This window comes from Flavobacterium kochi, from assembly GCF_048286715.1.
Lineage (GTDB): Bacteria > Bacteroidota > Bacteroidia > Flavobacteriales > Flavobacteriaceae > Flavobacterium.
In genome coordinates, this window is sequence record NZ_JBLVPW010000001.1 from 190818 (window position 1) to 215970 (window position 25153).

At 37.6% G+C, this 25153-nt stretch carries 15 protein-coding genes; 9 read left to right on the forward strand and 6 right to left on the reverse strand.

Annotation, left to right across the window (positions count from 1 at the left end; genetic code table 11):
- Window positions 1-465: 465 nt before the first annotated feature.
- The 7 genes from ACNQGH_RS00820 to ACNQGH_RS00850 all read left to right on the forward strand — a co-directional run bounded on the left by ACNQGH_RS00820 (window position 466) and on the right by ACNQGH_RS00850 (window position 15354).
- Window positions 466-1497, forward strand: coding sequence for a glycoside hydrolase family 43 protein (locus tag ACNQGH_RS00820; protein WP_417954085.1), 1032 nt, complete (start codon window positions 466-468; stop codon window positions 1495-1497).
- A gap of 110 nt (window positions 1498-1607) precedes the next feature.
- Window positions 1608-3944, forward strand: coding sequence for a beta-galactosidase (locus ACNQGH_RS00825; RefSeq protein WP_417954086.1), 2337 nt, complete (start codon window positions 1608-1610; stop codon window positions 3942-3944).
- Window positions 3945-4333: 389 nt separating this feature from the next.
- Window positions 4334-6175 (forward strand): NPCBM/NEW2 domain-containing protein, encoded by a 1842-nt coding sequence (locus ACNQGH_RS00830; RefSeq protein WP_417954087.1) that lies wholly within the window; start codon window positions 4334-4336, stop codon window positions 6173-6175.
- A 23-nt stretch (window positions 6176-6198) separates the two neighbouring features.
- Window positions 6199-8415, forward strand: a complete 2217-nt coding sequence (locus tag ACNQGH_RS00835; RefSeq protein WP_417954088.1) for a glycoside hydrolase family 43 protein — start codon at window positions 6199-6201, stop codon at window positions 8413-8415.
- 7 nt (window positions 8416-8422) lie between these two features.
- Window positions 8423-11035 carry an alpha-L-arabinofuranosidase C-terminal domain-containing protein gene (locus tag ACNQGH_RS00840; protein ID WP_417954089.1) on the forward strand — a complete coding sequence of 871 codons (2613 nt, stop codon included), beginning with the start codon at window positions 8423-8425 and terminating at the stop codon, window positions 11033-11035.
- Window positions 11036-11127: 92 nt separating this feature from the next.
- Window positions 11128-13500: a beta-L-arabinofuranosidase domain-containing protein gene (locus ACNQGH_RS00845; protein WP_417954090.1), complete on the forward strand. Its 2373-nt coding sequence runs from the start codon at window positions 11128-11130 to the stop codon at window positions 13498-13500.
- A gap of 150 nt (window positions 13501-13650) precedes the next feature.
- On the forward strand, window positions 13651-15354 hold the full coding sequence (locus ACNQGH_RS00850) for a GH39 family glycosyl hydrolase (RefSeq protein WP_417954091.1): 1704 nt from the start codon (window positions 13651-13653) through the stop codon (window positions 15352-15354).
- Between the two features lie 73 nt (window positions 15355-15427).
- Here ACNQGH_RS00850 and ACNQGH_RS00855 read toward each other — a convergent pair whose 3' ends face one another.
- The gene (locus ACNQGH_RS00855) at window positions 15428-16300 is read right to left on the reverse strand and encodes an AraC family transcriptional regulator (protein ID WP_417954092.1); all 873 of its coding nucleotides are present in this window, start codon (window positions 16298-16300) and stop codon (window positions 15428-15430) included.
- Window positions 16301-16490: 190 nt separating this feature from the next.
- Between ACNQGH_RS00855 and ACNQGH_RS00860 the strand changes: the two genes are divergently transcribed.
- Entirely contained in the window at window positions 16491-17090 is a 600-nt protein-coding gene (locus ACNQGH_RS00860; RefSeq protein WP_417954093.1) for a hypothetical protein, read from the forward strand.
- Window positions 17091-17158: 68 nt separating this feature from the next.
- Here the strand turns inward: ACNQGH_RS00860 and ACNQGH_RS00865 are convergent, their stop codons facing one another.
- Window positions 17159-18160 carry a Gfo/Idh/MocA family protein gene (locus tag ACNQGH_RS00865; RefSeq protein ID WP_417954094.1) on the reverse strand — a complete coding sequence of 334 codons (1002 nt, stop codon included), beginning with the start codon at window positions 18158-18160 and terminating at the stop codon, window positions 17159-17161.
- A 507-nt stretch (window positions 18161-18667) separates the two neighbouring features.
- On the opposite strand from ACNQGH_RS00865, the gene ACNQGH_RS00870 reads away from it, so the two are divergent.
- Window positions 18668-19405, forward strand: coding sequence for a hypothetical protein (locus ACNQGH_RS00870; RefSeq protein WP_417954095.1), 738 nt, complete (start codon window positions 18668-18670; stop codon window positions 19403-19405).
- Between the two features lie 120 nt (window positions 19406-19525).
- Here the strand turns inward: ACNQGH_RS00870 and ACNQGH_RS00875 are convergent, their stop codons facing one another.
- The 4 genes from ACNQGH_RS00875 to nuoL form a co-directional block, all read right to left on the reverse strand.
- Window positions 19526-20242: a DsbA family oxidoreductase gene (locus ACNQGH_RS00875; RefSeq protein WP_417954096.1), complete on the reverse strand. Its 717-nt coding sequence runs from the start codon at window positions 20240-20242 to the stop codon at window positions 19526-19528.
- Between the two features lie 180 nt (window positions 20243-20422).
- Entirely contained in the window at window positions 20423-21793 is a 1371-nt protein-coding gene (locus ACNQGH_RS00880; protein WP_417954097.1) for an NADH-quinone oxidoreductase subunit N, read from the reverse strand.
- Window positions 21794-21805: 12 nt separating this feature from the next.
- The gene (locus tag ACNQGH_RS00885; RefSeq protein WP_417954098.1) at window positions 21806-23248 is read right to left on the reverse strand and encodes a complex I subunit 4 family protein; all 1443 of its coding nucleotides are present in this window, start codon (window positions 23246-23248) and stop codon (window positions 21806-21808) included.
- A gap of 9 nt (window positions 23249-23257) precedes the next feature.
- Entirely contained in the window at window positions 23258-25153 is a 1896-nt protein-coding gene (gene nuoL / locus ACNQGH_RS00890; RefSeq protein WP_417954099.1) for an NADH-quinone oxidoreductase subunit L, read from the reverse strand.

Below are 25153 nucleotides of genomic sequence, written 5' to 3' on the forward strand. Positions count from 1 at the left end.
GAATCGAAATGATTTTGATAGCTTCTTAAAGAAAGATAAACTGGTAGGTACTAGTATGCAAAATAGAACAATTATTTTAATTTTGATATTTCACAATAAAACATTAAAAATAACGCGTATATCCTATTTCGCTGTAGCTTTTTTTAACAGATTTATTTAATATCAAATAATAAAGTTGTTATTGTTATGAAATTAATAAATAAAAAAATGGAGTAAACTTGGGAGCTTAATTAATGGATCTCCAAAAACAGATGAGACTTTTGAAAAAAAAGAATCCATCACAGTTGTTTAAAGGATAAATGTCTTTGTTGGAAATGACATCCTTCTCAGGTCATATTTTAAAAAACACGAATTATAACAAATAGTGCGGCAGGTTAGGGATCGTTTGACAGTACCAACGAAACCGGGAAGAACTTCCTAAGATTGTCCGTGCTTACATAGAAGTATAAACCCTAAAAAAACATTATGAATAAATATACTATCACAATTCTCTTACTCTGTTTTTATTGCTTTACCGGGCAACATCTTTTCTCCCAAAAAAATACTTTCATTGAGCCCGGAATGGAGATGAAAGATAGTAACGGTGAACTTATTGATGCGCATGGAGGTGGTATACTTTATTACAACAAAACATACTATTGGTATGGTGAAGTAAAAAAAGGAAAAACCTGGTATGTCCCTAATTCTAATTGGGAAAACAATAGGGTTAACGCAGGTGGCGTGTCTTGTTATTCATCAAAAGACCTTGTCAATTGGAAGTTTGAAAACATTGTACTGCCTGCGGAAAGCAAAGATAGCACCCACGACCTGCATTTCTCTAAGGTCATAGAAAGACCTAAGGTACTTTATAATAAAAAGACAAAAAAATTTGTAATGTGGATGCACATCGACTCGCAGGATTATAGTTATGCCCGTTCAGGTGTAGCAATAAGTGACACTCCAACAGGTTTGTTTAAATATCTTTATAGCGAGCGCCCTAACGGCACTATGGCAAGAGATATGACGATTTTTTTGGATGATGACGGCAAAGCATATCATTTTTACTCATCAGAAAATAATGCAACAATGCATGTTTGCTTGTTAAGTGATGACTATTTATCACATACTAAGTATGAAAAAAGAATATTTATAGATCAAAGCCGTGAAGCGCCAGCTGTATTTAAATATAATAACAAATATTATCTTATCAGTTCAGGATGTAGTGGCTGGTCACCAAATGCAGCATCTTATGCCGTTGCAGATAATATCATGGGAGATTGGACAATGCATGACAACCCCTGCTCAGGTCCAGATGCCAAAAACACATACCATGCACAAAGTACTTTTGTTTTACCTTTATATGGCAAAAAATCGAATGCTTTTCTTTTCATGGCAGACAAATGGAATAAAGATGATTTAAAAAACTCCCGTTATGTTTGGCTTCCATTGATTATGAATAGGCAAGGCGTCCCGGAAATTCAATGGAACGAAAAATGGAATTTTAAAGACATTGAATAATCTCCATAGATAAAAGCGCTTAGCACAACTGCTATTTCAGTAATGAGATTAACAACATACTTATAAAAACAAACACCTCTCTTGTTAAACTACAACAATGATCCTTTCAAATGAAAAAAATTCTATTAATTGCCCTTTTACTATCCAGTGTATTTATGAACTATGGAATTGCCCAACAGCAAAATAAATCATTTACCATTGGAAACAAAGAATTCTTATTAAACGGAAAACCTTTTGTAATTCGTGCCGCAGAGCTGCATTATCCACGTATTCCTAAACAATACTGGGAACAACGAATACAGCTTTGCAAGGCCATGGGTATGAATACTATTTGTATTTATCTGTTTTGGAACCTACACGAACAAACACAGGATCACTATGATTTTACAGGACAAAATGATGTGACGGAATTTGTACGCCTAGTAGAAAAAAACGGCATGTATTGCGTGGTTCGTCCCGGACCTTATGTATGTGCTGAATGGGATATGGGAGGGCTGCCATGGTGGCTCCTAAAGAAAAAAGATATTCGTTTACGCGATCTTTCTGATTCATTTTTCATGGAACGTACCCGAAAGTTTTTTAAGGAGGCAGGAAAACAGCTTGCTCCTTTACAGATACAAAACGGAGGAAACATTATAATGGTACAGGTGGAGAACGAATATGCTTCCTATGGATCTGACAGTGCCTATATGGAAGCCATCAGAGATAATGTAAGAGAAGCTTTCGATAAGGTACAACTATTTCGTTGTGACTGGTCTTCCAATTTCAATAAATACAAATTAGACGGTGTCGCCACAACTTTAAATTTTGGTGCAGGCGCAAACATTGACAACGAATTTAAAACTTTTCAAGAAGTGTATCCCAATGCTCCTTTAATGTGTAGTGAATATTGGACAGGCTGGTTTGATCATTGGGGAAAACCTCATGAAACTCGTTCTGTTGAGAGTTTTATAGGAAGTTTAAAGGATATGATGGACAGAAAAATCTCATTCAGCCTTTATATGGCTCACGGAGGAACGTCTTTTGGTCAATGGGGCGGTGCAAATGCGGCTCCATATTCTGCAATGGTATCCTCTTACGATTACAATGCACCCATAGGAGAACAAGGCAATACCACCGAGAAATTTTTTGCTATTCGCGACCTATTAAAGAATTATTTACAGGAAGGTGAAACTTTGGGAGAGATACCTCAAGCGATGCCGATTATCGAAATCCCAACTTTCGAATTAAAAGAAAGTGCCTCGTTATTTGCTAATTTGCCTGTAGCCCACAATACAGAAAACATCCAGCCAATGGAAAATTTTAATCAGGGTTGGGGACGCATTCTCTACAGAACTAAATTGACTCCCTCCCCTGTAAAACAAAAAATAATTATAACAGAACTTCATGATTGGGCTACGGTATTCATAAATGGCAAAGCCATTGGAAAATTAGATCGAAGAAAAGGCGATACTACAATTGAAATTCCGGCTCTTACTGGAAATTCACAATTAGACATTTTAGTTGAAGCTACAGGCCGGGTAAATTACGGAAAAGCTATTCTTGACAACAAAGGCATAACAGAAAAGGTAACCATAACCAATGGTAAAACCACAAAAGAATTAAAAAACTGGCAGGTCTATAATTTCCCTGTTGACTATAAATTTCAAAAAAACGTCACCTATACAACTGCAACAGCAACCGGTCCGGCATGGTATAAAAGCGCTTTTAACCTGACTAAAACGGGCGATACTTTTTTAGACATGAGTACTTGGGGTAAAGGAATGGTTTGGATCAATGGCCATAATATTGGTCGTTTTTGGAAAATTGGCCCGCAACAGACTTTATTTGTACCTGGTGCCTGGCTTAAAAAAGGAATAAATGAAATCATTGTTCTGGATGTCGACAAACCAGTAAGCAGAAAAGTGGCAGGTTTGTCTAAACCCATTTTAGATAAAATAAATATTGACGAATCCTTATTGCATAAAACAGCAGGACAAAAACTTGATCTTTCTGCAGAAACTCCTGCATACACAGGGACTTTTACAATTGAAAACGGCTGGAAAGAGATTCACTTTTCTAAACCGTATAAAGGAAAATATTTCTGTCTCGAAGTATTGAATTCACAAAAGGAAACCGATCCCCTTACTACCGTTTCAGAATTGGAATTAATAGGAGCCGACGGAAAAATAATACCGGTCTTAAAATGGAAAATCGTTTATGCCAGCAGTGAGGAAGTTACTTCAGGAAACTATACTGCAGATAAAATTTTTGACCAACAGGAATCCACTTTTTGGCAAACCCAGTCTGTTGGCGCAAAAACATCGCATCCGCATCAAATTGTAATTGATTTGGGACAGGTTGAATCCATAAAAGGCCTCCGATACTTACACCGATTTGATAATAAAACAGAGGGCATGATAAAAGATTACAAGGTGTTCATAAAATTGGACCCATTCAAATTATAGGACAAATTGCATTTATGTTAGCTGCATTATCCTAAAAAACAATTGAATCGGGGAACTGAATTATATAGAGTCCCCGATTTATTTTTCCATTGTTTTAGTCTGATTCCATTTTCCTTTTTAATACTAACAAATTCTTAGTTTTCATACCTGCCGCCAAAAGCATAATCAAACTTAAATTGCTAGACTCCTAATTTACAGCCTACTTTTTTATCATGTTGATTTGTTTACATCCTTTTTTTAATTATATTTACAAATGTTAAAAACACACTTATAACAGATTTATAGCACAATAAAAAAAATAAAAGTTCATCATACTATACATTGATTCCTTAAAAACAACAAAATAGATAAAGTGTTTCAAACAATTACAATCACAAAAAATTATGTTAATGATTCGATCTAAATTTAATAAAATAGCGTTCGCTTTCTTATTCTTTTCCCTCTCCAACTATACGGTTCAATCTCAGGAAAAAGAATTTCATAGTTGGGCGGCAACTCCCCCTATGGGATGGAACAGCTGGGACTGCTTCGGTCCTACAGTCACAGAAGCAGAAGTAAAAGCCAATGCTGATTATATGTCCAAATATCTAAAGCCCTATGGATGGGATTATATTATAGTCGATATTCGATGGTATGTTGGGAATGATAAAGCACATGGATACAATGAAAAAGATCCAGATTATGTTCTGGATCAATACGGTAGATTTTTACCTGCAGTAAACCGTTTCCCTTCTGCAGCGGGAGGAAAAGGTTTTAAACCGTTAGCTGATTACCTTCATAAAAAAGGATTAAAGTTTGGCATCCATATTATGCGAGGCATTCCTGTAATAGCTGTAAAACAAAACTTACCTATAAAAGGTACAACTGTGACGGCAAGAGATATTTATTCTGAAAAAGACCAGTGCAGCTGGTTGCACGATATGTATACTGTGGTTCCGGGCAAGCCAGGCGCTCAGGAATACTATAATTCCCTTTTTGAGCTCTATGCATCATGGGGACTCGATTTTGTTAAAATAGATGATCTTTCCTCCCCTATTTATTTTGAAGAGGAAATTAATATGATTCGTAAAGCCATCGATCGCACCGGACGTAAAATTGTATTGAGCACTTCTCCCGGAGAAACACCAATTGCACACGCCGATCATGTTCAAAAAAATGCAAATATGTGGCGTACCGTCGGAGATTTTTGGGATAGCTGGCAACAATTAAAAGATCATTTTGAAGTCTTTGAGCGTTGGAACAAATGGCGTTCCTATGGTGCCTATCCCGATGGCGATATGCTACCGCTTGGCCGTATTGGTATCAGGGCAGAAAGAGGAGATCCTCGCATGACCGCTTTTACCAGGGATGAACAATATACCTTAATGACCTTGTGGAGTATTTTTAAATCCCCTCTAATGTTCGGGGGTAATCTTCCGGACAATGATTCTTTTACACTCTCTTTACTAACCAATAAGAATGTTCTGAAGATTTTGAATGAAAGCACCAATAACAAGCCTCTTTTCACGGATAAAGATAAAGCGGCATGGATTGCTGATGAACCAGGCACGACAGCTAAATACTTAGCGGTCTTCAACACAGCCGATCAACATTTAGTAACTGAGGAAAAAGCACTTTGGAACAGTGGAGTGATCTCAAAAATGACCCCTGGTCAAAGTGCGGCAGCCGACATTACTATTACCGGTGCAAAAAAACTGTATTTGGTAGTGAATGACGCTGGTGACAAAACCGACTGGGATCATGCTAACTGGATCGAACCGACCCTATATAATGGTAAAGACTCCCTTAAAATCACTAGTTTAAAGTGGATAAAAGCAACATCCGGATGGGAAAAACCAAAGGTCAACCAAAGTGTTTCCGGCAATAGTCTCACCACAAATAAAATCAAATATAAAAATGGTATCGGCACGCATTCCAATTCAATTATAGAATTTGACGTACCCGAAGGCTATACCCGCTTTAAAGTACTTGTTGGATTGGACGAAGCTTGTGTCGCTCAAAATACCGGCGCTACAGTTAAATTTTTAGTATTTACCCAAAACCCTTCAGGGCCTCCGCCTCCACCGACTGCAAAAATTCCGGTAAATCTGAAAAATAGCGGCCTTTCGGGTAACTATTTAATCACCGATTTATGGACAGGAAAAGTAGTTGGTGAATTTTCAGGTGAATTTGCTCCAGAAATTAATCGTCATGGAGCTGGCTTGTATAAAATTGTTAAAATCTCAAAATAGTTCAATCTTATTTATAAAAAAACATGTATTGTAATCCAAAAATATCCCCGAAAAACAACACTTATAAATGGCTGGCTTTATGTTTAGCCTTGAATACTCTTGGACCCGTGACAGGACAGCAGGTTTCTAAAAAAAAACCACTCCAATCTGAAATAACGCCTCCAAATAAAAATAATAGTGCCTACCTATTTACCTACTTTACAGGCAATTCAAAAGAGGAAGAAGCGATTCGTTTTGCCATCAGCAACGACGGTTATAATTTCAGGGCATTAAATAACAATATGCCCGTTATTAGCTCAGACCAGATCAGCTCTTCAGGAGGTGTGAGAGATCCACATATTTTGCGCGGGGCGGACGGAAAAACCTTTTATATGGTAGTAACCGATATGGTTTCTGCTAACGGCTGGGATTCAAACAGGGCAATGACATTACTCAAATCTTCTGATCTGATTAACTGGACCTCAACTGTGATTAACATTCAAAAAAGATTCCCTGGAAATGAAAACCTGCTTCGTGTGTGGGCACCGCAAACCATTTACGATGCAAAAGCCAAAAAATACATGATATATTGGTCAATGAAAAATGGCAAAGACCCAGATAAAATTTATTATGCGTACGCCAATGCTGATTTTACTGATCTGGAAACAGCTCCAAAACAATTGTTCTTCAGTCCTACAAACGGAGCATGTATCGATGGCGATATTATTTTTAAAGATGGTAAGTACCACCTTTTCTTTAAAACAGAAGGTGAAGGTGCCGGGATTAAAATCGCCATTTCAAATCAACTCACTGAAGGATATGTTTTACAAGACAAGTATGTACAGCAAACCAAAGATCCAGTTGAAGGTGCCGGTGTGTTTAAACTAAATAACAGCGATGATTATATCCTAATGTATGATGTATACACCAAAGGAAAGTATCAGTTTACCAAAACAAAAGACTTAGAGCATTTCACTGTTGTAGATCAGGAAGTGACGATGAACTTTCATCCAAGACACGGAACTGTTCTTCCGATCACTGCAAAAGAAGCCGAAAGGTTAGAAAGCAAATGGGGCAACGCAGCAGATGTTATCTCTTCTGCAAATGCAAAAGAAATTAAAAAAATAAACACAAGAATTGATGCCACAAACAAAACGGCCTATCTTTCTGTCAAGCCCAATACAAACTTGAATGCGTTTAATCCGTCATTCCTGTCTTTTCCAGGTATCCAGATACAACCTAACACTCCTCAGAATTTTAATTCGGGACCTGTTCAATACACCATCTCAATCAAAGGTCAATCCTCACAAACCTGGTCTGTTCATGCCGTAGAAAATCACAATCCTGTACTGGAAGGATACTACGCTGATCCCGATATTATATACGCCGAGAAAACCGGAAAGTTTTACCTGTATCCGACCAGTGACGGATTTAACAATTGGTCCGGCACCTATTTCAAAACCTTTTCATCAACTGACCTTGTCAGTTGGAAAGACGAAGGCGTTATTTTAGATCTTCCTAAAGACGTGAGCTGGGGAAAGAAAAACGCATGGGCCCCCTGTATTACAGAAAAGAAAATAGGAGATCACTACAAGTATTTTTTCTATTTCTGTGCTGCGCAGAAGATTGGCGTTGCTGTTTCCGACCATCCTACAGGACCGTTTGTTGATTCAGGAAAACCTCTAATTGACCAGTATCCTTCAGGTATCAGCCGTGGTCAACAGATTGACCCGGATGTATTCACTGATCCCCAAACTGGAAAAAACTACTTATATTGGGGCAATTCTTATATGGCTTGCGCTGAACTCAATGAAGACATGGTTTCCATCAAACAGGAAACGATCAAAGTAATTACTCCTAATAATACGTTCCGTGAAGGCGCCACTGTTTTTTTCAGAAATGGCAAGTATTACTTCCTCTGGTCAGAAGATGATACCAGAAGTGAAAACTATAAAGTACGCTATGGAACTTCTGATAGTCCAATAGGAAAAATAAATGTCCCTCAAAACAACCTGGTAATAGCAAAAGACGCAGCAGCCGGCATATACGGAACCGGGCATAATTCAGTTATTCAAATTCCCGGAAAAGACGAGTGGTATATTGTATACCATCGTTTCAATTATCCAAAGGGAATCACCATAGGGGAATCAGCAGGATATAATAGAGAAGTGTGTATCGATAAACTGGAATTCAATGATGACGGCAGTATAAAACAGGTAACACCGACCCATAAGGGAATTAAAGAAATCAAATTCAAATAATACGATTATGAAAAAAACATTCTTTTTTCAAAAACAAAAAAAGCACCTTCTAGGATTATTACTTGTATGTCTTTCTGCATTGTCAGCTTACGGCAAGAATCCGGCTTCAGCCTATATATTCTCCTATTCCTCCGGAAAAAGTTCCGACGGACTTCATTTCGCCTGGAGTATCGATCAAATTAACTGGCATCCCATAGGCCCCCAGTATAATTATATACGTTCCGACTATGGGAGATGGGGATCTGAGAAAAGAATGGTTTCACCACTGCTATTTCCTGGTCCAGATGGACAATGGCATTGTCTCTGGAGTCTGAATGAAAAGGACGGGACTTTTGCTCATGCTACGTCCAAAGATCTCATAAATTGGGGCCGTCAGTCCTACCCTGTTGTCCTTGCTGACAAAAACTGCCTGATGCCTGAGGTAGCTTACAACCAGGAAAAAGGCGAATATACCATATCGTGGCTGAGTAAAGTTAAAACAGAATCGAAGGCCTGGTACACGACAACCAAAGATTTTAAAAAATATTCTGAAGCCGCAAACATCCCAATATCGGAATACAAAAACACGCGCAGCACTATCGTTGTATCCGGAAAACCTGAAACTGGGTCGATAAATAAAGTAGCCTGGTACATTATTGAAGAGCTGATCAAAACCCAACAATTGTCAGCCTATAAAAATCAACTATGGTTAGAAACCGCCAAAACGGATAGTGAACGTTTTGCTGGCTTGAAGCCTGTAGATGCGAAGTTCACCATGGATGTGACAAAAAGTAAAAAAATCAGCAATTCGTTGTTGGGAATCTTTTTTGAAGACATCAATTATGCAGCCGATGGTGGTCTATATGCTGAACTTGTTCAAAACAGGGATTTTGAATATACCCTAAGTGATACAAAAGGCAGGGACGCAACCTGGAACAGTACTAAAGCATGGAGCTTAAAAGGCGAAACGGCCAGCTACGTCATCGACTCGATAAACCCTATCCATCCAAACAACAAACATTATGCAAAGCTTTGGATTAAACAAGCTGGAGCAGCATTGGTCAATGAAGGTTTTGATGGTATTGCAGCCAAGGCTGGCGAAAAATATGATTTTTCAGTATTTGCTCGTAGTACGGCTGGTAAAACTGGAAAAATTCTTGTCCGTCTGGTTGGCAAGAATGGTGAAATCTATGGTGAAGCGACTACCCAATCGATTGCTGCCGATTGGAAAAAATACAATACGACAATTACAGCTAAAGCAACTATAGCCGATGTCAGTCTGGAAATCATTCCGCAAATGACAGGATCATTAGACCTGGACCTGATTTCTCTTTTCCCCCAGAAAACATTTAAAAGTCATAAAAATGGATTGCGTGCTGACCTGGCCCAACCTCTTGCAGATCTAAAACCTCGTTTTATGCGTTTTCCCGGGGGCTGTGTTTCCCACGGTGACGGAATTGCAAACATCTATAATTGGAAAAATACCATCGGCCCACTCGAAGCACGAAAACCCATGCCTAACCTTTGGGGCTACCATCAGACTGTTGGTTTAGGGTATTTTGAGTACTTCCAATTTTGTGAAGATGCGGGAGCTGAACCATTACCCGTTATAGCTGCAGGTGTGCCGTGCCAAAACTCGGCAACTGGAGGTGCCGGGCAACAAGGAGGTATTCCTATGTCCGATATGGACAATTACATCCAAGACATACTGGATTTGGTAGAATATGCCAACGGGGATGTAACTACCCCGTGGGGCAAGAAACGTACTGAAGCTGGACATCCTAAACCTTTTAACCTGAAATATGTCGGTATAGGCAACGAAGACCTTATCACTGATATTTTTGAAGAACGTTTTACAATGATCTTCAAGGCGATCAAGGATAAACATCCTGAAATAACTGTTATTGGGACCGTAGGTCCGACGTTTGAAGGCACCGATTATCAAGAAGGATGGGATATCGCTACAAAACTAGGTGTGCCAATGGTAGATGAACACTACTATCAATCACCGGGCTGGTTTATCTATAATCAGGATTATTATGACAGCTATGACCGTTCGAAACCCAAAGTATACCTTGGCGAATATGCAGCGCACCTGCCTGGAAGACCAAACAATATCGAAACGGCCTTGGCTGAAGCATTATATCTGACCTCACTGGAACGTAATGGCGATGTAGTAAGCATGACATCCTATGCTCCATTATTGGCAAAAGACAAACATACGCAATGGAATCCCAACCTGATCTATTTCAACAATACAGAAGTAAGACCAACAGTAGGCTATGAAGTACAGAAACTCTACGGTCAAAACGCAGGCGACCAATATATCCCGAGCGAGATTACCCTTTCAAACAATCAGGAAAATGTAAAAAACCGTATTGCCATATCTGTTATTCGTGACACCAAAAGCAATGATATGATCGTAAAACTGGTCAACCTCCTGCCTGTTGCAGTCAATTCATCGATTGACCTGAAAAATGGCAACTTTGAAAGCAGGGAGGCAGTAAAAACGGTATTGAAAGGTGATCCAATCGACAAAAACGCGAAACCAGTGGTTTCGACTTGTTCCGTTTCAGAGTTAAGTAACGCTATATTACCGGCATACTCATTCACTGTATATCGTATCAAACAAAAAAATTAACAGACTATAACTATAAAAGTTAAAAGCATACAAAACCAACCTGTCAGGGAATTAAGTCTGTTAGCTTTAAATATATAAGATTTAAAAAAATCATGATGACAAATAGTATTAAAAAAACGCTTTGGCTTGGACTTATAATAATATCAAACGCTGTCGCTTATGGGCAGTCAGCCAAACTTCGGAATTTTCCGCTAGCATCAGTCCGTTTACTTGAAGGCCCCTTTAAAGCTGCTCAACAAACCGACATGAAGTATATTTTAGCTCTTGAACCTGATCGGCTACTTGCACCTTATTTAAGAGAGGCCGGTATAGAATCAAAATCAAAAAGTTATGGTAATTGGGAAAACACAGGTCTTGATGGTCATATAGGCGGACACTATCTTTCGGCTCTATCAGAGATGTATGCAGCAACCGGGAGTAGGCAAGTAAATGAAAAACTCAATTACATGCTTTACTGGCTGGAAAAGTGTCAGCAAAAAAATGGCAATGGATACATTGGAGGTGTTCCCAGAAGTAAACCATTATGGGATGAGATAGCCAAAGGAAAGATCGATGCCGGAAGTTTTTCATTGAATAACAAATGGGTGCCGTGGTATAATATCCACAAAGTATATGCAGGGCTTATTGATGCCTATACCCTAACCGGAAATGAAAAAGCCAAGAGTATGCTTATCAAACTTTCCGACTGGTGTCTGAACCTTACGGCAAATCTGTCAGATGATCAGATCCAACAAATGCTTCGCAGTGAACATGGCGGTATGAATGAGGTTTTTGCAGATGTCTCGGCTATCACAGGGGATAAAAAATACCTGAGTTTAGCACAAAAATTTTCTCACAAAGTCATTCTTAATCCCCTTTTGAACAATACCGATTCCCTCAACGGACTTCACGCGAATACTCAGATTCCTAAAGTAATTGGTTTTATGCGTGTTGCCGAAGTTTCCGGCGATAAACAATGGGCAAATGCAGCTACCTTTTTCTGGAACACTGTTGTAAATAACAGAACCATTTCTATTGGAGGAAACAGCGTCAGAGAACACTTTAATCCTGCAAAAGATTTTTCTTCTATGCTGGAATCGAGAGAAGGTCCTGAAACGTGTAACAGCTATAATATGCTTAAATTGAGTAAGCATTTATTTCTTTCTGACCCCTCTTCCCGTTATATGGACTACTATGAACGCACTATTTATAATCATATCTTGTCTTCTCAGCATCCTAAAGGGGGATTTGTTTATTTCACTCCTATTCGGCCTCGTCATTACAGAGTATATTCAGAACCACAACAATCTTTTTGGTGTTGTGTAGGTTCAGGTATGGAAAATCATGGAAAGTACGGCGAAATGATCTATGCCCATGATGACCGAAATCTCTATGTTAATCTTTTTATCTCATCTACCCTTGACTGGAAAGAAAAGGGAATTAAAGTAACGCAAAGCACTAAGTTCCCGTTTGAAGAAAAATCTTCAATCAAATTAACTTTAAACAAGCCTCAGAAATTTGCCATTAAATTCCGTTATCCTTCATGGGTGGAGGCTGGCAAGTTAAAAATAGCTGTTAACAATAAAGAAATGAGTATTAAAAAGGATTTGTATTCCTATGTTTCAATTGAACGCAATTGGAAAACGGGGGATGTGATTTCAATTATTTTACCAATGCAGACTAGAACAGAGCAACTTCCGGATAAATCTTCCTGGATTTCTTTTGTACATGGCCCTATAGTGCTTGCAGCAGTTACGGACACAACGGATCTAACCGGCCTAAGAGCTGATGACAGTCGAATGGGACATATTGCCAATGGACCTATTTACCCTATAGAAGATGCTCCTTTGCTTGTTTCCAACAACACTGATTTAGCAGTTTCATTGCAAGCGGTAAAAAATAAACCGTTTACTTTCACCGCTTCTGATCTTATTTATCAGGAAAAATACAAGAACCTGCAACTGGTTCCATTCTTCCAGATACATGACGCGCGATACATGCTTTATTGGCCGTTTACAACAAAAGAAAAATTGCCTGAAATACAAAGGGCTATGAAAGAAAGAGAAGAGGCACAAATGAAATTAGAAGCTCTGACAGTTGATGTGGTTACTCCAGGAGAACAACAACCCGAATCAGACCATAATTTCAAAGGAGAAAAAACGGATACTGGAATTTTTAAAGAACGTCATTACCGTTATGGGCAAGGCTCCTTCAGTTATGATTTAAAAAATTCACTTTTAGAGGCCCGTAAATTACGCATTACCTATTTTGGTGCTGACAAAAATAAATATTTTGATATTTATGTTAATGATATTTTGCTATCATCCGTAAATTTAGACGGATCGGAAGGAGACCAATTTAGAGATAAAACAATCGAACTTCCTTCCGAAATTCTTAGTGGGAAGTATACAATTTTACAAGTAAAATTTAAAGCAAAACCGAATTCTACTATTACCGGTATTTACGAGGTACGCTTATTGAAATAAATTCAAAATTAAGTATACCCAAAGCCCCTTTGGCTGGTATCAAGGTCTGATTGTTTATAAAAATTGTAATTTAAAATGAATAACTATCCAACTCAAATGAGAAAGGATCAACAGTATTGATACCAACTGATTAACAAAAAAACAAAAAAAATGATCCTAAAAAGTAAAGTGGCAGTCCTTGCCTTTATAGTCGTATTTCTATGTAACTGTTTAAGACCCGTTTTTTCGCAAACTACAGAAAAACCCGTTGAAGTAAAAATAATGCTGAACAAACCGGTCGGCAACATGTATCCAATGTGGTCATGGTTCGGTTACGATGAGCCAAATTATACATACATGAAAGATGGAAAGAAGTTACTGACTGAACTGGCAGCACTTTCCCCTACGCCGGTATATGTTCGGACGCACAGTCTGCTGGTAAGCGGCGACGGTGTTGCCGCCCTTAAATGGGGCAGCACGAATGCTTACACGGAGGATATCAACGGCAACCCCATCTATAACTGGAATATTATCGACAGCATTTTTGATACCTATATCAAGCGCGGTATGAAACCACTTGCCCAGATTGGATTTATGCCACAGGCATTGAGTACACATCCGGAGCCCTATAAACATTTTTGGAAACCTGGCGATCCCTACGGCGACATTATGACGGGCTGGGCCTACCCGCCAAAAGACTACAATAAATGGGCTGAACTGGTATACCAATGGGTAAAGCATAGCGTGGAACGCTATGGCAAAAAAGAGGTAGAAAGTTGGTACTGGGAATTGTGGAACGAACCTAACGGTTACTGGAAAGGTACCATGGACGAATACTTTAAACTGTACGATTATTCAGCTGATGCCGTGAAAAGAGCACTTCCAACTGCCAAGATTGGTGGTCTCGATATCGCTGGTACCAAGAGCGAGAGTGCCCAAAAGTGGACGAACGCTTTTTTGCAACATTGCATCAGCGGTACTAATTACGTAACAGGCAAAAGAGGTGCGTCCCTGGATGCTTTTCTTTTTCATGCCAAAGGAAACCCGAAATTAGTAAATGGCGTAGTACGTATGGATATGTCGACGCAATTAAAGGACATTTCTACCGGGTTCCTGATAGTATCATCTTATCCAGAAACCAAGAATCTACCCGTCATCATTGGTGAAAGCGACCCCGAAGGATGTGCCGCTTGTGGCATGGCTACCAACCCACAAAATGCTTACCGCAACGGCACGATGTACAGTAGCTATACTGCCGCATCGTTTGCCAGAAAATACCTGTTAGCCGATAAATATGGTGTCAATTTCCTGGGTGCCGTTTCCTGGTCGTTCGAATTTGAAAACCAGCCCTGGTTCTATGGCTTTCGTGATTTAGCTACCAACGGGGTTGACAAGCCTGTATTGAATGTATTCCGTATGTTTGGCAAAATGAGCGGCAAACGCGTAGCTGTACAAAGCAACCGGATGACGCCATTGCAAGAGATTGTGGACAACAGCGTACGTGGCGAGCAGTCTGAAATAGGAGCACTTGCCAGCATTGACAGAAAAACAGCTGGTATCATGCTATGGAACTACCACGACCTTGACCAGTTGGGAACCGTGGAGCCTGTTCGGATAAACATCAGCGGTATTAACGCCAAGAAGGTAACACTCACCCACTACACCATCGATAGCCAGCACAGTAATTCATACGAGGTATGGAGAAAAATGGGCTCGCCTCAAAACCCAACGCCTGCACAAATAACAACACTAGAAAAAGCTGGTCAATTGCAAACCGTTGGAAATCCAAAAAAACTAGACGTGAAAGCAGGCAACCTGGTGGTTGACATCGCTATGCCCAGACAAGCTGTATCACTGTTGAAACTCGACTGGTAGGCTATTCTCATAACATCTGCATCGTTTGAAGTAAAGACACATCTGACGCAACTATTACCATCTAAAAATCACATTACTTAAGAACAGATCTAAGTTCCTGACGGTATTCTGAGGCACTTTTACCTGTGAATTCTTTGAACGATTTATTAAAATAACTGAAGTTATTGAAACCACTTTCATAACATATTTCCGAAATACTAATCGGTTTTTCGGCCAATAACTTGGACGCGTGAACCAAACGGTAATCATTTACAAACTTTGTAAACGTTTTATTGGCTATTTTTTTAAAATACCGGCAAAAAGAAGGCACAGTCATACTTACCAATACAGCAACTTCTTCGAGCGTAATGTGTTCCTGAAAATTATCTTTCACATAATTAAAAACGGTATTGATACGATCATTATCCTGCATCTGCATTTCCATAGAGAAGCCCTTTGCATTTAAAACTACGCTTTCGTTGGATAGTTCGAGTTCATTTAAAATTGACAACATACTCAACAACCGCTCTAATTGAGACTGTTCTTCCATGGCTTCAATTTTTGTACCTATTGCTTTCTTTGTTTCTCCCAAGAATGAAATTCCTGATTTGGCTTGATTAAATAAGTTTCTGATATTTTTCATTTCTGAAATTTTAAAAAAATCATCTCCAAGAAAGTCAGGCTTCATTTGTATAACCGTTTCCTTTTTATTACCCGTTTCTTCATTAGTAAATCCGCAATGAGGTAAATTACTTCCTATTAAAATCAAGTCTCCGTCATTATAATAGGAGATATGGCTTCCTACTTGCCGCTTTCCAGAACCTCCGTTAATATAAACCAATTCGATTTCAGGATGATAATGCCAGTGGTTAGCATTATTGTTCGCATTTTCTACATAATTAGAGAAAGAAAATGAACTTCCAAAAGAAGGTGTAATGATTTCCAAGTTTGCTAGTATAGGTCTCATGTTCCAGAATTTTAGAATTAATGTAAAAATACCTAAAATGCGAATACTATAGCTTTTTTTAACCTTTATCGATTTCGTAAAAGATAAAATAGCACATAAATTAGAAAATCCTGTACTATTCATAATGAATCTCATAGGATAATTTAGCATCAGATAAATAATCAATTATAAATCTAAAACATTTACTATTATGAAAAAGATTGTAAAATTTAGTTTAATGCTAGTCGCAGTAGCATTAACTGCCGCAGAAGCACATGCAGGGAACGCTGATTTCTCGTTGGATTTAGAAAAAGCAACAGGAAAGACTGTACGCTTTACTTTAAGAGAGATCAAGAAAGTCGACTTGTCGATTTATGACACCAGTGACAATTTAATTTATCAAGAAAATGTTACTTCTGGCGATAACATTAACAGAGCATACGATTTAACGGCTTTCCCAGACGGGGTATATTACTTACAAGCTGAAAGCGACCTTAAAATCGCAAAGTATAAAATTGAGGTTGTTGGTAAAGTAGCCAGGTTATCTGCTGATGCCATTTCTGAAGTTTACAAACCCGTTTTGGTGAACAAAAACGGAATAGTAACACTTAATCTATTAAACTTAAACCAAACTCCTGTTACTGTTAAAATTTATAACTCAAACGATACAGAGCTCTATAATGAAACCTTGCCTGCCGAATTGAATGTCGGTAAGATGTTTGACTTAAGTAACATCAAGAAAGACAGATGTACGTTCGTGATAACTTCTAATGGCAAAACTTTTGTCGAAACAATTGACACCAACTATTGATTAAAAAAATTGTAGTATTGAGGAGGCTGTCTATTTTGGGATAGCCTCTTTTTTTGTTTTGAACTATTTTAAAAATGTAAAAGGTTCCCTATAATCTTGTCCATGACCCAGCTCGTATGTGCAGCAGTTAATCCTGTTGAAGGATGTTCGCTGTTTCCTAAAAGGTGTTCCCGAATTTGGTTTATATGGTGCAACTGAATATTTTCTGGATGCTCGATAAAAAGCGTTGTTTGTCCTTGTTCGTTAGAAAGCACCAAAGGCTCCTGGTCGAAGACAGAGAATGTTATTTTTCCTTTACTTCCAAAAATCTCGACTTTATCTTCTCGCTCAAAGCAACCAAAATTCCAACTTCCGGTACCTGTAATTCCGGATTCATGAAGCCAACAAGCCGCCACTGCATCTTTAGCTGAATACAATCGCTGCTGATTAACACTAATCCCCAACACCTCTTTTATATTTCCTAACAGATGAATGAACAAATCCAATCCGTGACTCGCTAAATCATCAAAATAGCCGCCAGTAGCTATCTCGGAGTCGGTTCTCCAGTTATATTCTCCTGATAAATCCTGAGGTGTTACGGGCTTGCTTAAATGCCATCTTATATGTCTGACATCACCAATAGCCTTATCGTCCAGCCATATTTTTATTTGTTCAAAACGAGGAAGTGTACGTCTGTAATACGCAACAAACAAAGGGATATTATTTTCTTTAAAGGCTTCATAAATTGCAAGACTATCTTGGTAATTTGATCCCAATGGTTTTTCGATACAGCAGATTTTTCCGGCCTGAGCCACTTTAAGTCCGTAATATTTATGAGTATCCGGAGGCGTCGCAATATAAACTGCGTCAATTTCAGGATCATCAATTAAGTCTTCTCCCCTAGTATAAAATTTACCAATCCCATGTCTTTTAGCATAATCCGCTCCTTTATCAGCATCTCTTCGCATCACCGCTTCGACTTTAAATCCTTCCGTTTTCTGGTACGCGGGACCGCTTTTTACTTCAGTAACGTTACCACATCCCAATATCCCCCAACGAATTATTTTTGCCTTTTCGCTCTTATTAACCATTCCCTATAGTTTTTAAACTAATGCGATTTATCGCACTATTTCATTTTTTTAAGCCAATTTCATCACACGCTCCCCTATTCGTATATAAAAATACGCCGTTAAGGTCAAAGTAAATTTAAATATTTATTAGACAAGTCAAAGCCTTCAATATATTTATTTAAGTGAAAATTGAAAATAAAAACAATTTACAATCATAGCTATGCTGTACGATCACAACTATTCTTACTTGTCGAATCCTGTAAAATGACAAACTAAAATACCATAAAAAAGGAATTGTACTAAAAAAACACTTAATCTTAGCTCTAGAGTAAAATTATTATCACTTCTTTTAAAAAAAAAATAAAACATTGATTTAAAGTCATTTAAACAAAAATAATCGTTCGATAGTCTCATGAACAAAACCACGATTCTAATTTTTGGCATGCTACTTGGATATACCTAATCAAATAAGTAAAAAAGCGAAAGCCGAAAAGCTCAAGAGTAGGCAAAACTCAAATTATATTCATTATGAAAAAAATTACCCTTTTAGTAGCTAGTATCTTCCTTATTGGAGGTGGTGTAGCGAATGCAGCAGAAAAAAACAATTTTTCTCTCGAAAGAAGATCGCCTGTTGATTTTAGAAATGCGGAACCAATTGTGTTCACCGAAAGAGGAATCGAATTTTTTGTATTTCCTGACGGACAATTTGATTTCAATACACGTCCCTCTACCGGCAGCGACATGTACTGCAAATCAAACAGAAGAGGTGGTATCAATAAAACTTACGGTGCGCCGGCAAATTTTAGAAACGAAAATTATGGCGTAAAAGTGGAGCACGATAATTTTGGCAAAGTAAGACGTATTGGAAATGTGTTTATCAACTATGATTCGAACGATAGAATTAAACGAGTTGGTTCAGTATACATGAGTTACAACCGCTACGCCTTGGAACAAGTAGGTGGATTACAGATTATCTACAACCGTCGTGGTCAAATTGTCGATATTGTTGGAAGTGTAAAAGGAGGTAGAGCGAATGAATACAGCCAAAATAATGGCAATAACGATCGCGACTATAGAAACGAACAAAATAACAATTCCGATCGTGACTATAGAAATGACCAAAATAACAATAGCGGTCAGGATTATGGAAACAACCAGAATTCAAACGATCAGGATCAGTACTATTACAAAAGCGATCGTACAAATACAAAAAAAGACACTAAAGTATCAGGAAGTGTAGATATTAGAATAGATAAAAGAAGTTAGGTTGCAAATAGATTGTTAGTTTTTAAAAAAGTCCCGCTGGTATTCGTACCAACGGGACTATTGTTTGAAGTTATTTCAACTTACCATGTAATAAATAGTATATCCAACGCAACTTATTCTTTAGTCACAACCATTAATATCGCAACTATTCTCAGTTGCCGTATTCAGCAAAGTTACTTTCGATTCAAATGTACCTTCTTTCCACACTTTTTCTAAAGTTTGTAGAAAAGCAACTGCGGGTTGTGCTCCGGAAATCGCATATTTACTGTCAAAAACAAAAAAGGGAACGCCCTGTACACCTATTGAATTCGCTTCTTTAATGTCTTGCCCAACTTCATTTGCATATTCATTGGAATACAACACTTTTTTTATTTCTTCAACTTCCAGTCCGACTTCCAAACCTAATTCAGCTAATGTATTTAAATCATTAACATTCTTGCCCTCGGTTAAATATGCTTTAAATAATACTTCCTCTAAATCATTCGCCAGATTGTGCTTTTTGGCCAAATGCAATAAACGATGTGCATTCAGAGAATTCGCAAGAACTGCTTTTTCAAAATGAAAATCCAATCCTGCTGTTTTTGCATTTTGAGTCATGTTATCAAGCATGTTTTGTGCCCAATCATAGTCTTTTCTGTATTTTTCCGCTAAATGTTCGACCATATTATCCTCCGCAGATGCAATAAAACTAGCATCTAATTGAAAGCTTTTCCATTCAATTTCAACAGCTTCTTTATGTTCAAAAAGCTGTAACGCTTCTTCCATTCTTCTTTTTCCTATATAACAAAATGGACACATGATATCCGACCAGATTTGAATTTTTAATTTATTTTCCATCTTTATTTATTTACTAAGCAATTAGTCATTTGTATATACAAATGTAATAAAAACAGATAGAAACTGATCGGGCATTATACTTTTATTGGGAATTAGTAGCTCGGCGTTAGTTCAAAAGTGTTCATAAAAAAACCATCAAAATTACTCTTGATGGTTTTATGTCTATTTTTAACTTTTCTTTTAGGCCAATAAATCCAACACTAAAGAGGGGAACAGACCCAATGCGATATTCAAAACAATTGCTACAACAGCAACTGCATAAATGATAACCGGTGTTCCTTTTCTTTCTTCGTTTGGTTCTTTTGAATACATCGCCAGAATCAATTTAAAGTAGTAACCGACGCTTATAATAGAATTCACAACTGCCACGATTACTAAAGCTAAATAACCTGCCTGAATCGTTTGACTGAACAAAACCAATTTAGCAAAGAACCCGGCAAAAATTGGGATACCTGCCATAGAAAGTAAAGCTGCGGTAAGAACAGCTGCCAACAATGGATTCGTTTTTCCTAAACCGTGAAAATTCACAATATCTTCGTTATCTCTATTTTTACAAACGTATAAAATCACACTAAAAGCCGCGATTCCTGATAAAGAATAAGCTGATGCATAATACAACAAACTACCTGCTGAAGTGGATAAACTCAACAAAGTCATCAACATAAATCCTGCGTGCGAAACTCCTGAAAAAGCCAACATGCGTTTCACGTTCGTCTGTCTTAAGGCCATAATATTTCCAACTGTCATCGAAGCCATGGAAATAACGACTACAATAATTTTGAATGACTCTGAAATATCAGCATTCATAACGTAAAGTAATTTGTATAAAGTCGCCATAGCAACTACTTTTGCCAAAGTGCTCATCAATGCAGTGGTCAATGCAGGAGAACCTTCATAAACGTCCGGTGCCCAAAAATGAAAAGGAACAGCAGCAACTTTGAACAACATTCCTATAGTTACCAATATAATTCCAATTGGAAACCAAATTGGCAATTCAGCCGATTGCGATAATTCACTGATCTCAGTAACATCAAAACTTCCCATCGCTCCGTAAATTAAACAGATACCAAAAAGAATGATTCCCGAAGCAAAAGATCCCATTAAGAAATACTTCATCCCTGCTTCGTTACTTTTTAAATTCATACGGTCACTTGCAGCAAGAATATAAAGCGCTATTGACAACACTTCAATTCCTAAAAAGAACATCGCTAAGTTTCCAAAAGATACCATCGCCACTGCTCCAGCCAACAAAAAGACTTTTATGGCAATGAAATCAGAAATTTTAGACTGATGATTTTCGTAAAAATTATGTCCTAAAGCCACTAAGAAAATAGTAAGCACAATAAACAAAGAAGAAAACACAGTTGAAAATTTACTCACAATAATCATATTGTTATAGTAACCCTGTGTAGAATTAAATTCAGATATGGTTAAACCAAGAACCCCCAATAATCCAATAATTGTTATTGGAACAATGGCTTTCCTCAAATTAAAAATTTCAAATAAAAGGCATAAAACACCTAATCCTATTATAGCTATTAATGTATTCATTTTTTATTTGACTTAGTTAATTCGGTTTATTTGAGTTAAAATTTCTTCCAGACTTGGGGTGATCAAATCAATGATTGGTTTTGGATACATTCCAAAAAAGAACAGGACAGCAATTACAATTAGCAAAGTTATTCCCTCATTGCCAGTTACATCAGCAAAAAGTTTTGAATTGGTTTCACCTAACATGGCATGTTGAAACATTTTCAACATATAATACGCTCCTAAAATTATAGTTGTCCCTCCTAAAACGGCAAAGCAAATATTAATTTGAGAAAGACTATACAAAACAGTGAATTCTCCAACAAAGTTAAAAGTAGATGGTAAAGCGACTGATGCCAAAACCAAAATCAAAAACATTGATGTAAATTTTGGCGTTTGAGCACGAATACCTCCCATTTCAGCAATTGCTCTGGTCTCATACCTTCTGAAAATAATCTCAGCGACAAAAAACAATCCAACAACCACAAAACCGTGTGCAATCATTTGTAAAACTGCTCCACGTAATCCGTCTAAAGTCAACGTGTATGTTCCCGCAGCTATTAATCCAACGTGTGCCAAAGAAGAATACGCTAATAATTTTTTTAAATCTTTTTGTCTCAGCGCTACGATTGAACCATATATCACACCTGCAATTCCAAGTCCAATGAATACGAACATATATTCTTTAGCGGCGAGCGGCGCGAGCGGCAATTGCCAACGGATAATGCTGTACAATCCCATTTTTAGCATGATACCAGACAAAAGCATGGTTCCCACAGTTGGTGCTTTTTGATATACATTAGCCTGCCAGGTGTGAAAAGGAATTAATGGGATTTTAATAGCATACGCCAAGAAGAAAGCCAAGAATATCCATAATTGTTCGGTTGCCGATAAATTCAATTTGTATAAGTCTTCTAATAAAAGACTACCTGCCTGCTGGTACATATAAACGAAAGCCACAAGCATAAATAAGGATCCTGCAAGCGTGTAGATAAAGAATTTCACTACTGCTTTTTTACGCTCTTCTGTGTCTCCGTTACCCCATAATAATGCAATGAAGTAAATAGGAATCAAAGACAATTCCCAAAAAATATAATATAAAAGACCGTCTGAAGCTAAGAATGTTCCTGTCATTGCGAACGACATAAACAGGATTAAAGCGTAAAATGATTTTGAATTTTTATATTCATTTCCAAAAGAAGAGAAAATAATAATTGGAGTCAAAGCCGTAGTCAATAAAAGCATTGCCAAGGAAAGTCCGTCAGCTTTTAAAGCAAAAGAAATGTTAGGTTTTGTAATCCACTGTTTGATGAAACTTATATTTTCACCTAAATTATAGTGATTTAATAATACAATGGAACAGCCTGCAGCAGCCAACCCAAAGAACAAAGCCACTTTTGAAGCTAGTTTATCGCCTGCAAGAAAAGTTGCAAACGCACCAACTAAAAGTATAATTAATATTAGAGATACATTCATAGTATAAGATTATTGAGCTAAAAATAAATAAGAAACAATGGCACAAAGCCCTAATACGAAAACAAAAAGATAAAGTCCAATACTTCCATTTTGTATCTTCTTTCCTTGATAACTTATTTCGTTAGTTACTTTTCCGAATCCAAAAACTAAAGCTGATAAAGCTGTTTCCACATCATCTCTGAAAAATTTAGACAATCCGTTTATTGATTTTACAAACAAGTAATTGTAAATTTCATCAACATAATACTTATCATAAAGCACTTTAGAAAATCCTCTAATTTCAGCATCTTCGCTCGGAACGGTATTTTGTTTGATATATTTAGCGTAAGCCAAACCAATTCCTACTAATCCGCCCACAACCGCAATGGCCATCAACATGTATTCTGTGCTTCCCAAATGGTGTTCAGCATTCAGCAATTTAGGCAAAACAGGAGTTAAATACCCATTCAGCCAGCTGTTTCCTGGCAAACTGATTACCCCCCCTATTGCTGCCAATACCGCTAAAACAATTAAAGGAACGGTAATCAAAGCAGGACTTTCGTGTAAATGGTGTTTTTGTTCTTCAGTTCCTCTGAATTCCTGGAAGAAAGTTACAAACATCAATCTAAACATATAGAAGGCAGTCATTATAGACGCAACTGAAGCAACAATCCATAATGGAATAGTATGTTCGAAAGCAACTAATAATATCTCATCCTTAGAGAAAAACCCTGAGAACAATGGAACTCCAGAAATCGCTAATGCAGCAATTAACATAGTAATAAAAGTAATTGGCATTGCTTTTTTCAAGCCACCCATTTTACGCATGTCTTGTTCTCCGTGCAAAGCGTGAATTACAGAACCTGAACCCAAGAACAAACAGGCTTTGAAAAAAGCATGCGTGATTACGTGGAAAACAGCTACTTCATAAGCACCTAAACCCAAAGCTAAAAACATTAATCCCAATTGTGAAACAGTTGAATAAGCCAAGACTTTCTTAATGTCGTTTTGAACCAATCCAATTGTGGCCGCTACTAAAGCAGTAACTGCTCCAACAATCGCTATTATGTCATTTACTAAATGCATGCTCGGCAAATCAACACTGTATAAAAAATTTAATCTGGTAATCATAAAAATCCCCGCAGTAACCATTGTCGCTGCGTGAATCAATGCCGAAACCGGTGTTGGTCCAGCCATTGCATCCGGTAACCAAGTATACAATGGTATTTGTGCTGATTTCCCACAAGCTCCAATAAACAGAGCAAAAGCGGCAACACCAATCCAGTAGTTATTTAAATTTGTTGCCGTTGTAATTGCAGTTTTTAATGTAGCAAAATCTAACGTATTGAATAAACTTGCAAGAATAAAAATTCCAACTAACAAACCCAAATCTCCGATTCGGTTCATGATGAACGCTTTCTTAGCTGCATCATTAAAGTCTTGGTTTTTATGCCAGAATCCAATTAGCAAATAAGAACAGAGACCTACGCCTTCCCATCCAATGAACATTACTAATAAGTTACTTCCTATTACTAAAGTGATCATGAAGAATACAAACAGGTTCAAATACGCAAAAAACTGTTGCATATTTTCATCATCATGCATATAACTGATAGAGTATAAATGGATTAAAGATCCGATTCCGGTTACGAAAAGCAACCATAAAATTGACAATTGGTCCAATTGAAATCCGAAATCCACTCTAAAATTACTGATTTGTATCCAGTCAAAAAGAGCAATGCGAATTCCCTCCGGTTGTGCTGAAATTCCAGTGAAGAAATAAGCGGTAGCAATAAAAGAAACCACAACAGAACCGGTTCCTATTATTCCGGAAAGAGATTTTTTCAGACTTTTTCCAAAGAAAATATTGATTAAAAATCCTAAAAAAGGAGCAAGAACTAAAACTAAAGCTATATTGGTATTCAT

Coding starts and splice junctions, on each gene's coding strand:
- ACNQGH_RS00825 (WP_417954086.1), top strand. CDS start 1,608: ATGAAAAAAATTCTATTAATTGCCCTTTTACTATCCAGTGTATTTATG.
- ACNQGH_RS00835 (WP_417954088.1), top strand. CDS start 6,199: ATGTATTGTAATCCAAAAATATCCCCGAAAAACAACACTTATAAATGG.
- ACNQGH_RS00840 (WP_417954089.1), top strand. CDS start 8,423: ATGAAAAAAACATTCTTTTTTCAAAAACAAAAAAAGCACCTTCTAGGA.
- ACNQGH_RS00880 (WP_417954097.1), bottom strand. CDS start 21,793: ATGAATACATTAATAGCTATAATAGGATTAGGTGTTTTATGCCTTTTA.
- nuoL (WP_417954099.1), bottom strand. CDS start 25,153: ATGAATACCAATATAGCTTTAGTTTTAGTTCTTGCTCCTTTTTTAGGA.
- ACNQGH_RS00870 (WP_417954095.1), top strand. CDS start 18,668: ATGAAAAAAATTACCCTTTTAGTAGCTAGTATCTTCCTTATTGGAGGT.
- ACNQGH_RS00855 (WP_417954092.1), bottom strand. CDS start 16,300: ATGAGACCTATACTAGCAAACTTGGAAATCATTACACCTTCTTTTGGA.
- ACNQGH_RS00860 (WP_417954093.1), top strand. CDS start 16,491: ATGAAAAAGATTGTAAAATTTAGTTTAATGCTAGTCGCAGTAGCATTA.
- ACNQGH_RS00885 (WP_417954098.1), bottom strand. CDS start 23,248: ATGAATGTATCTCTAATATTAATTATACTTTTAGTTGGTGCGTTTGCA.
- ACNQGH_RS00845 (WP_417954090.1), top strand. CDS start 11,128: ATGATGACAAATAGTATTAAAAAAACGCTTTGGCTTGGACTTATAATA.
- ACNQGH_RS00850 (WP_417954091.1), top strand. CDS start 13,651: ATGATCCTAAAAAGTAAAGTGGCAGTCCTTGCCTTTATAGTCGTATTT.
- ACNQGH_RS00830 (WP_417954087.1), top strand. CDS start 4,334: ATGATTCGATCTAAATTTAATAAAATAGCGTTCGCTTTCTTATTCTTT.
- ACNQGH_RS00875 (WP_417954096.1), bottom strand. CDS start 20,242: ATGGAAAATAAATTAAAAATTCAAATCTGGTCGGATATCATGTGTCCA.
- ACNQGH_RS00820 (WP_417954085.1), top strand. CDS start 466: ATGAATAAATATACTATCACAATTCTCTTACTCTGTTTTTATTGCTTT.
- ACNQGH_RS00865 (WP_417954094.1), bottom strand. CDS start 18,160: ATGGTTAATAAGAGCGAAAAGGCAAAAATAATTCGTTGGGGGATATTG.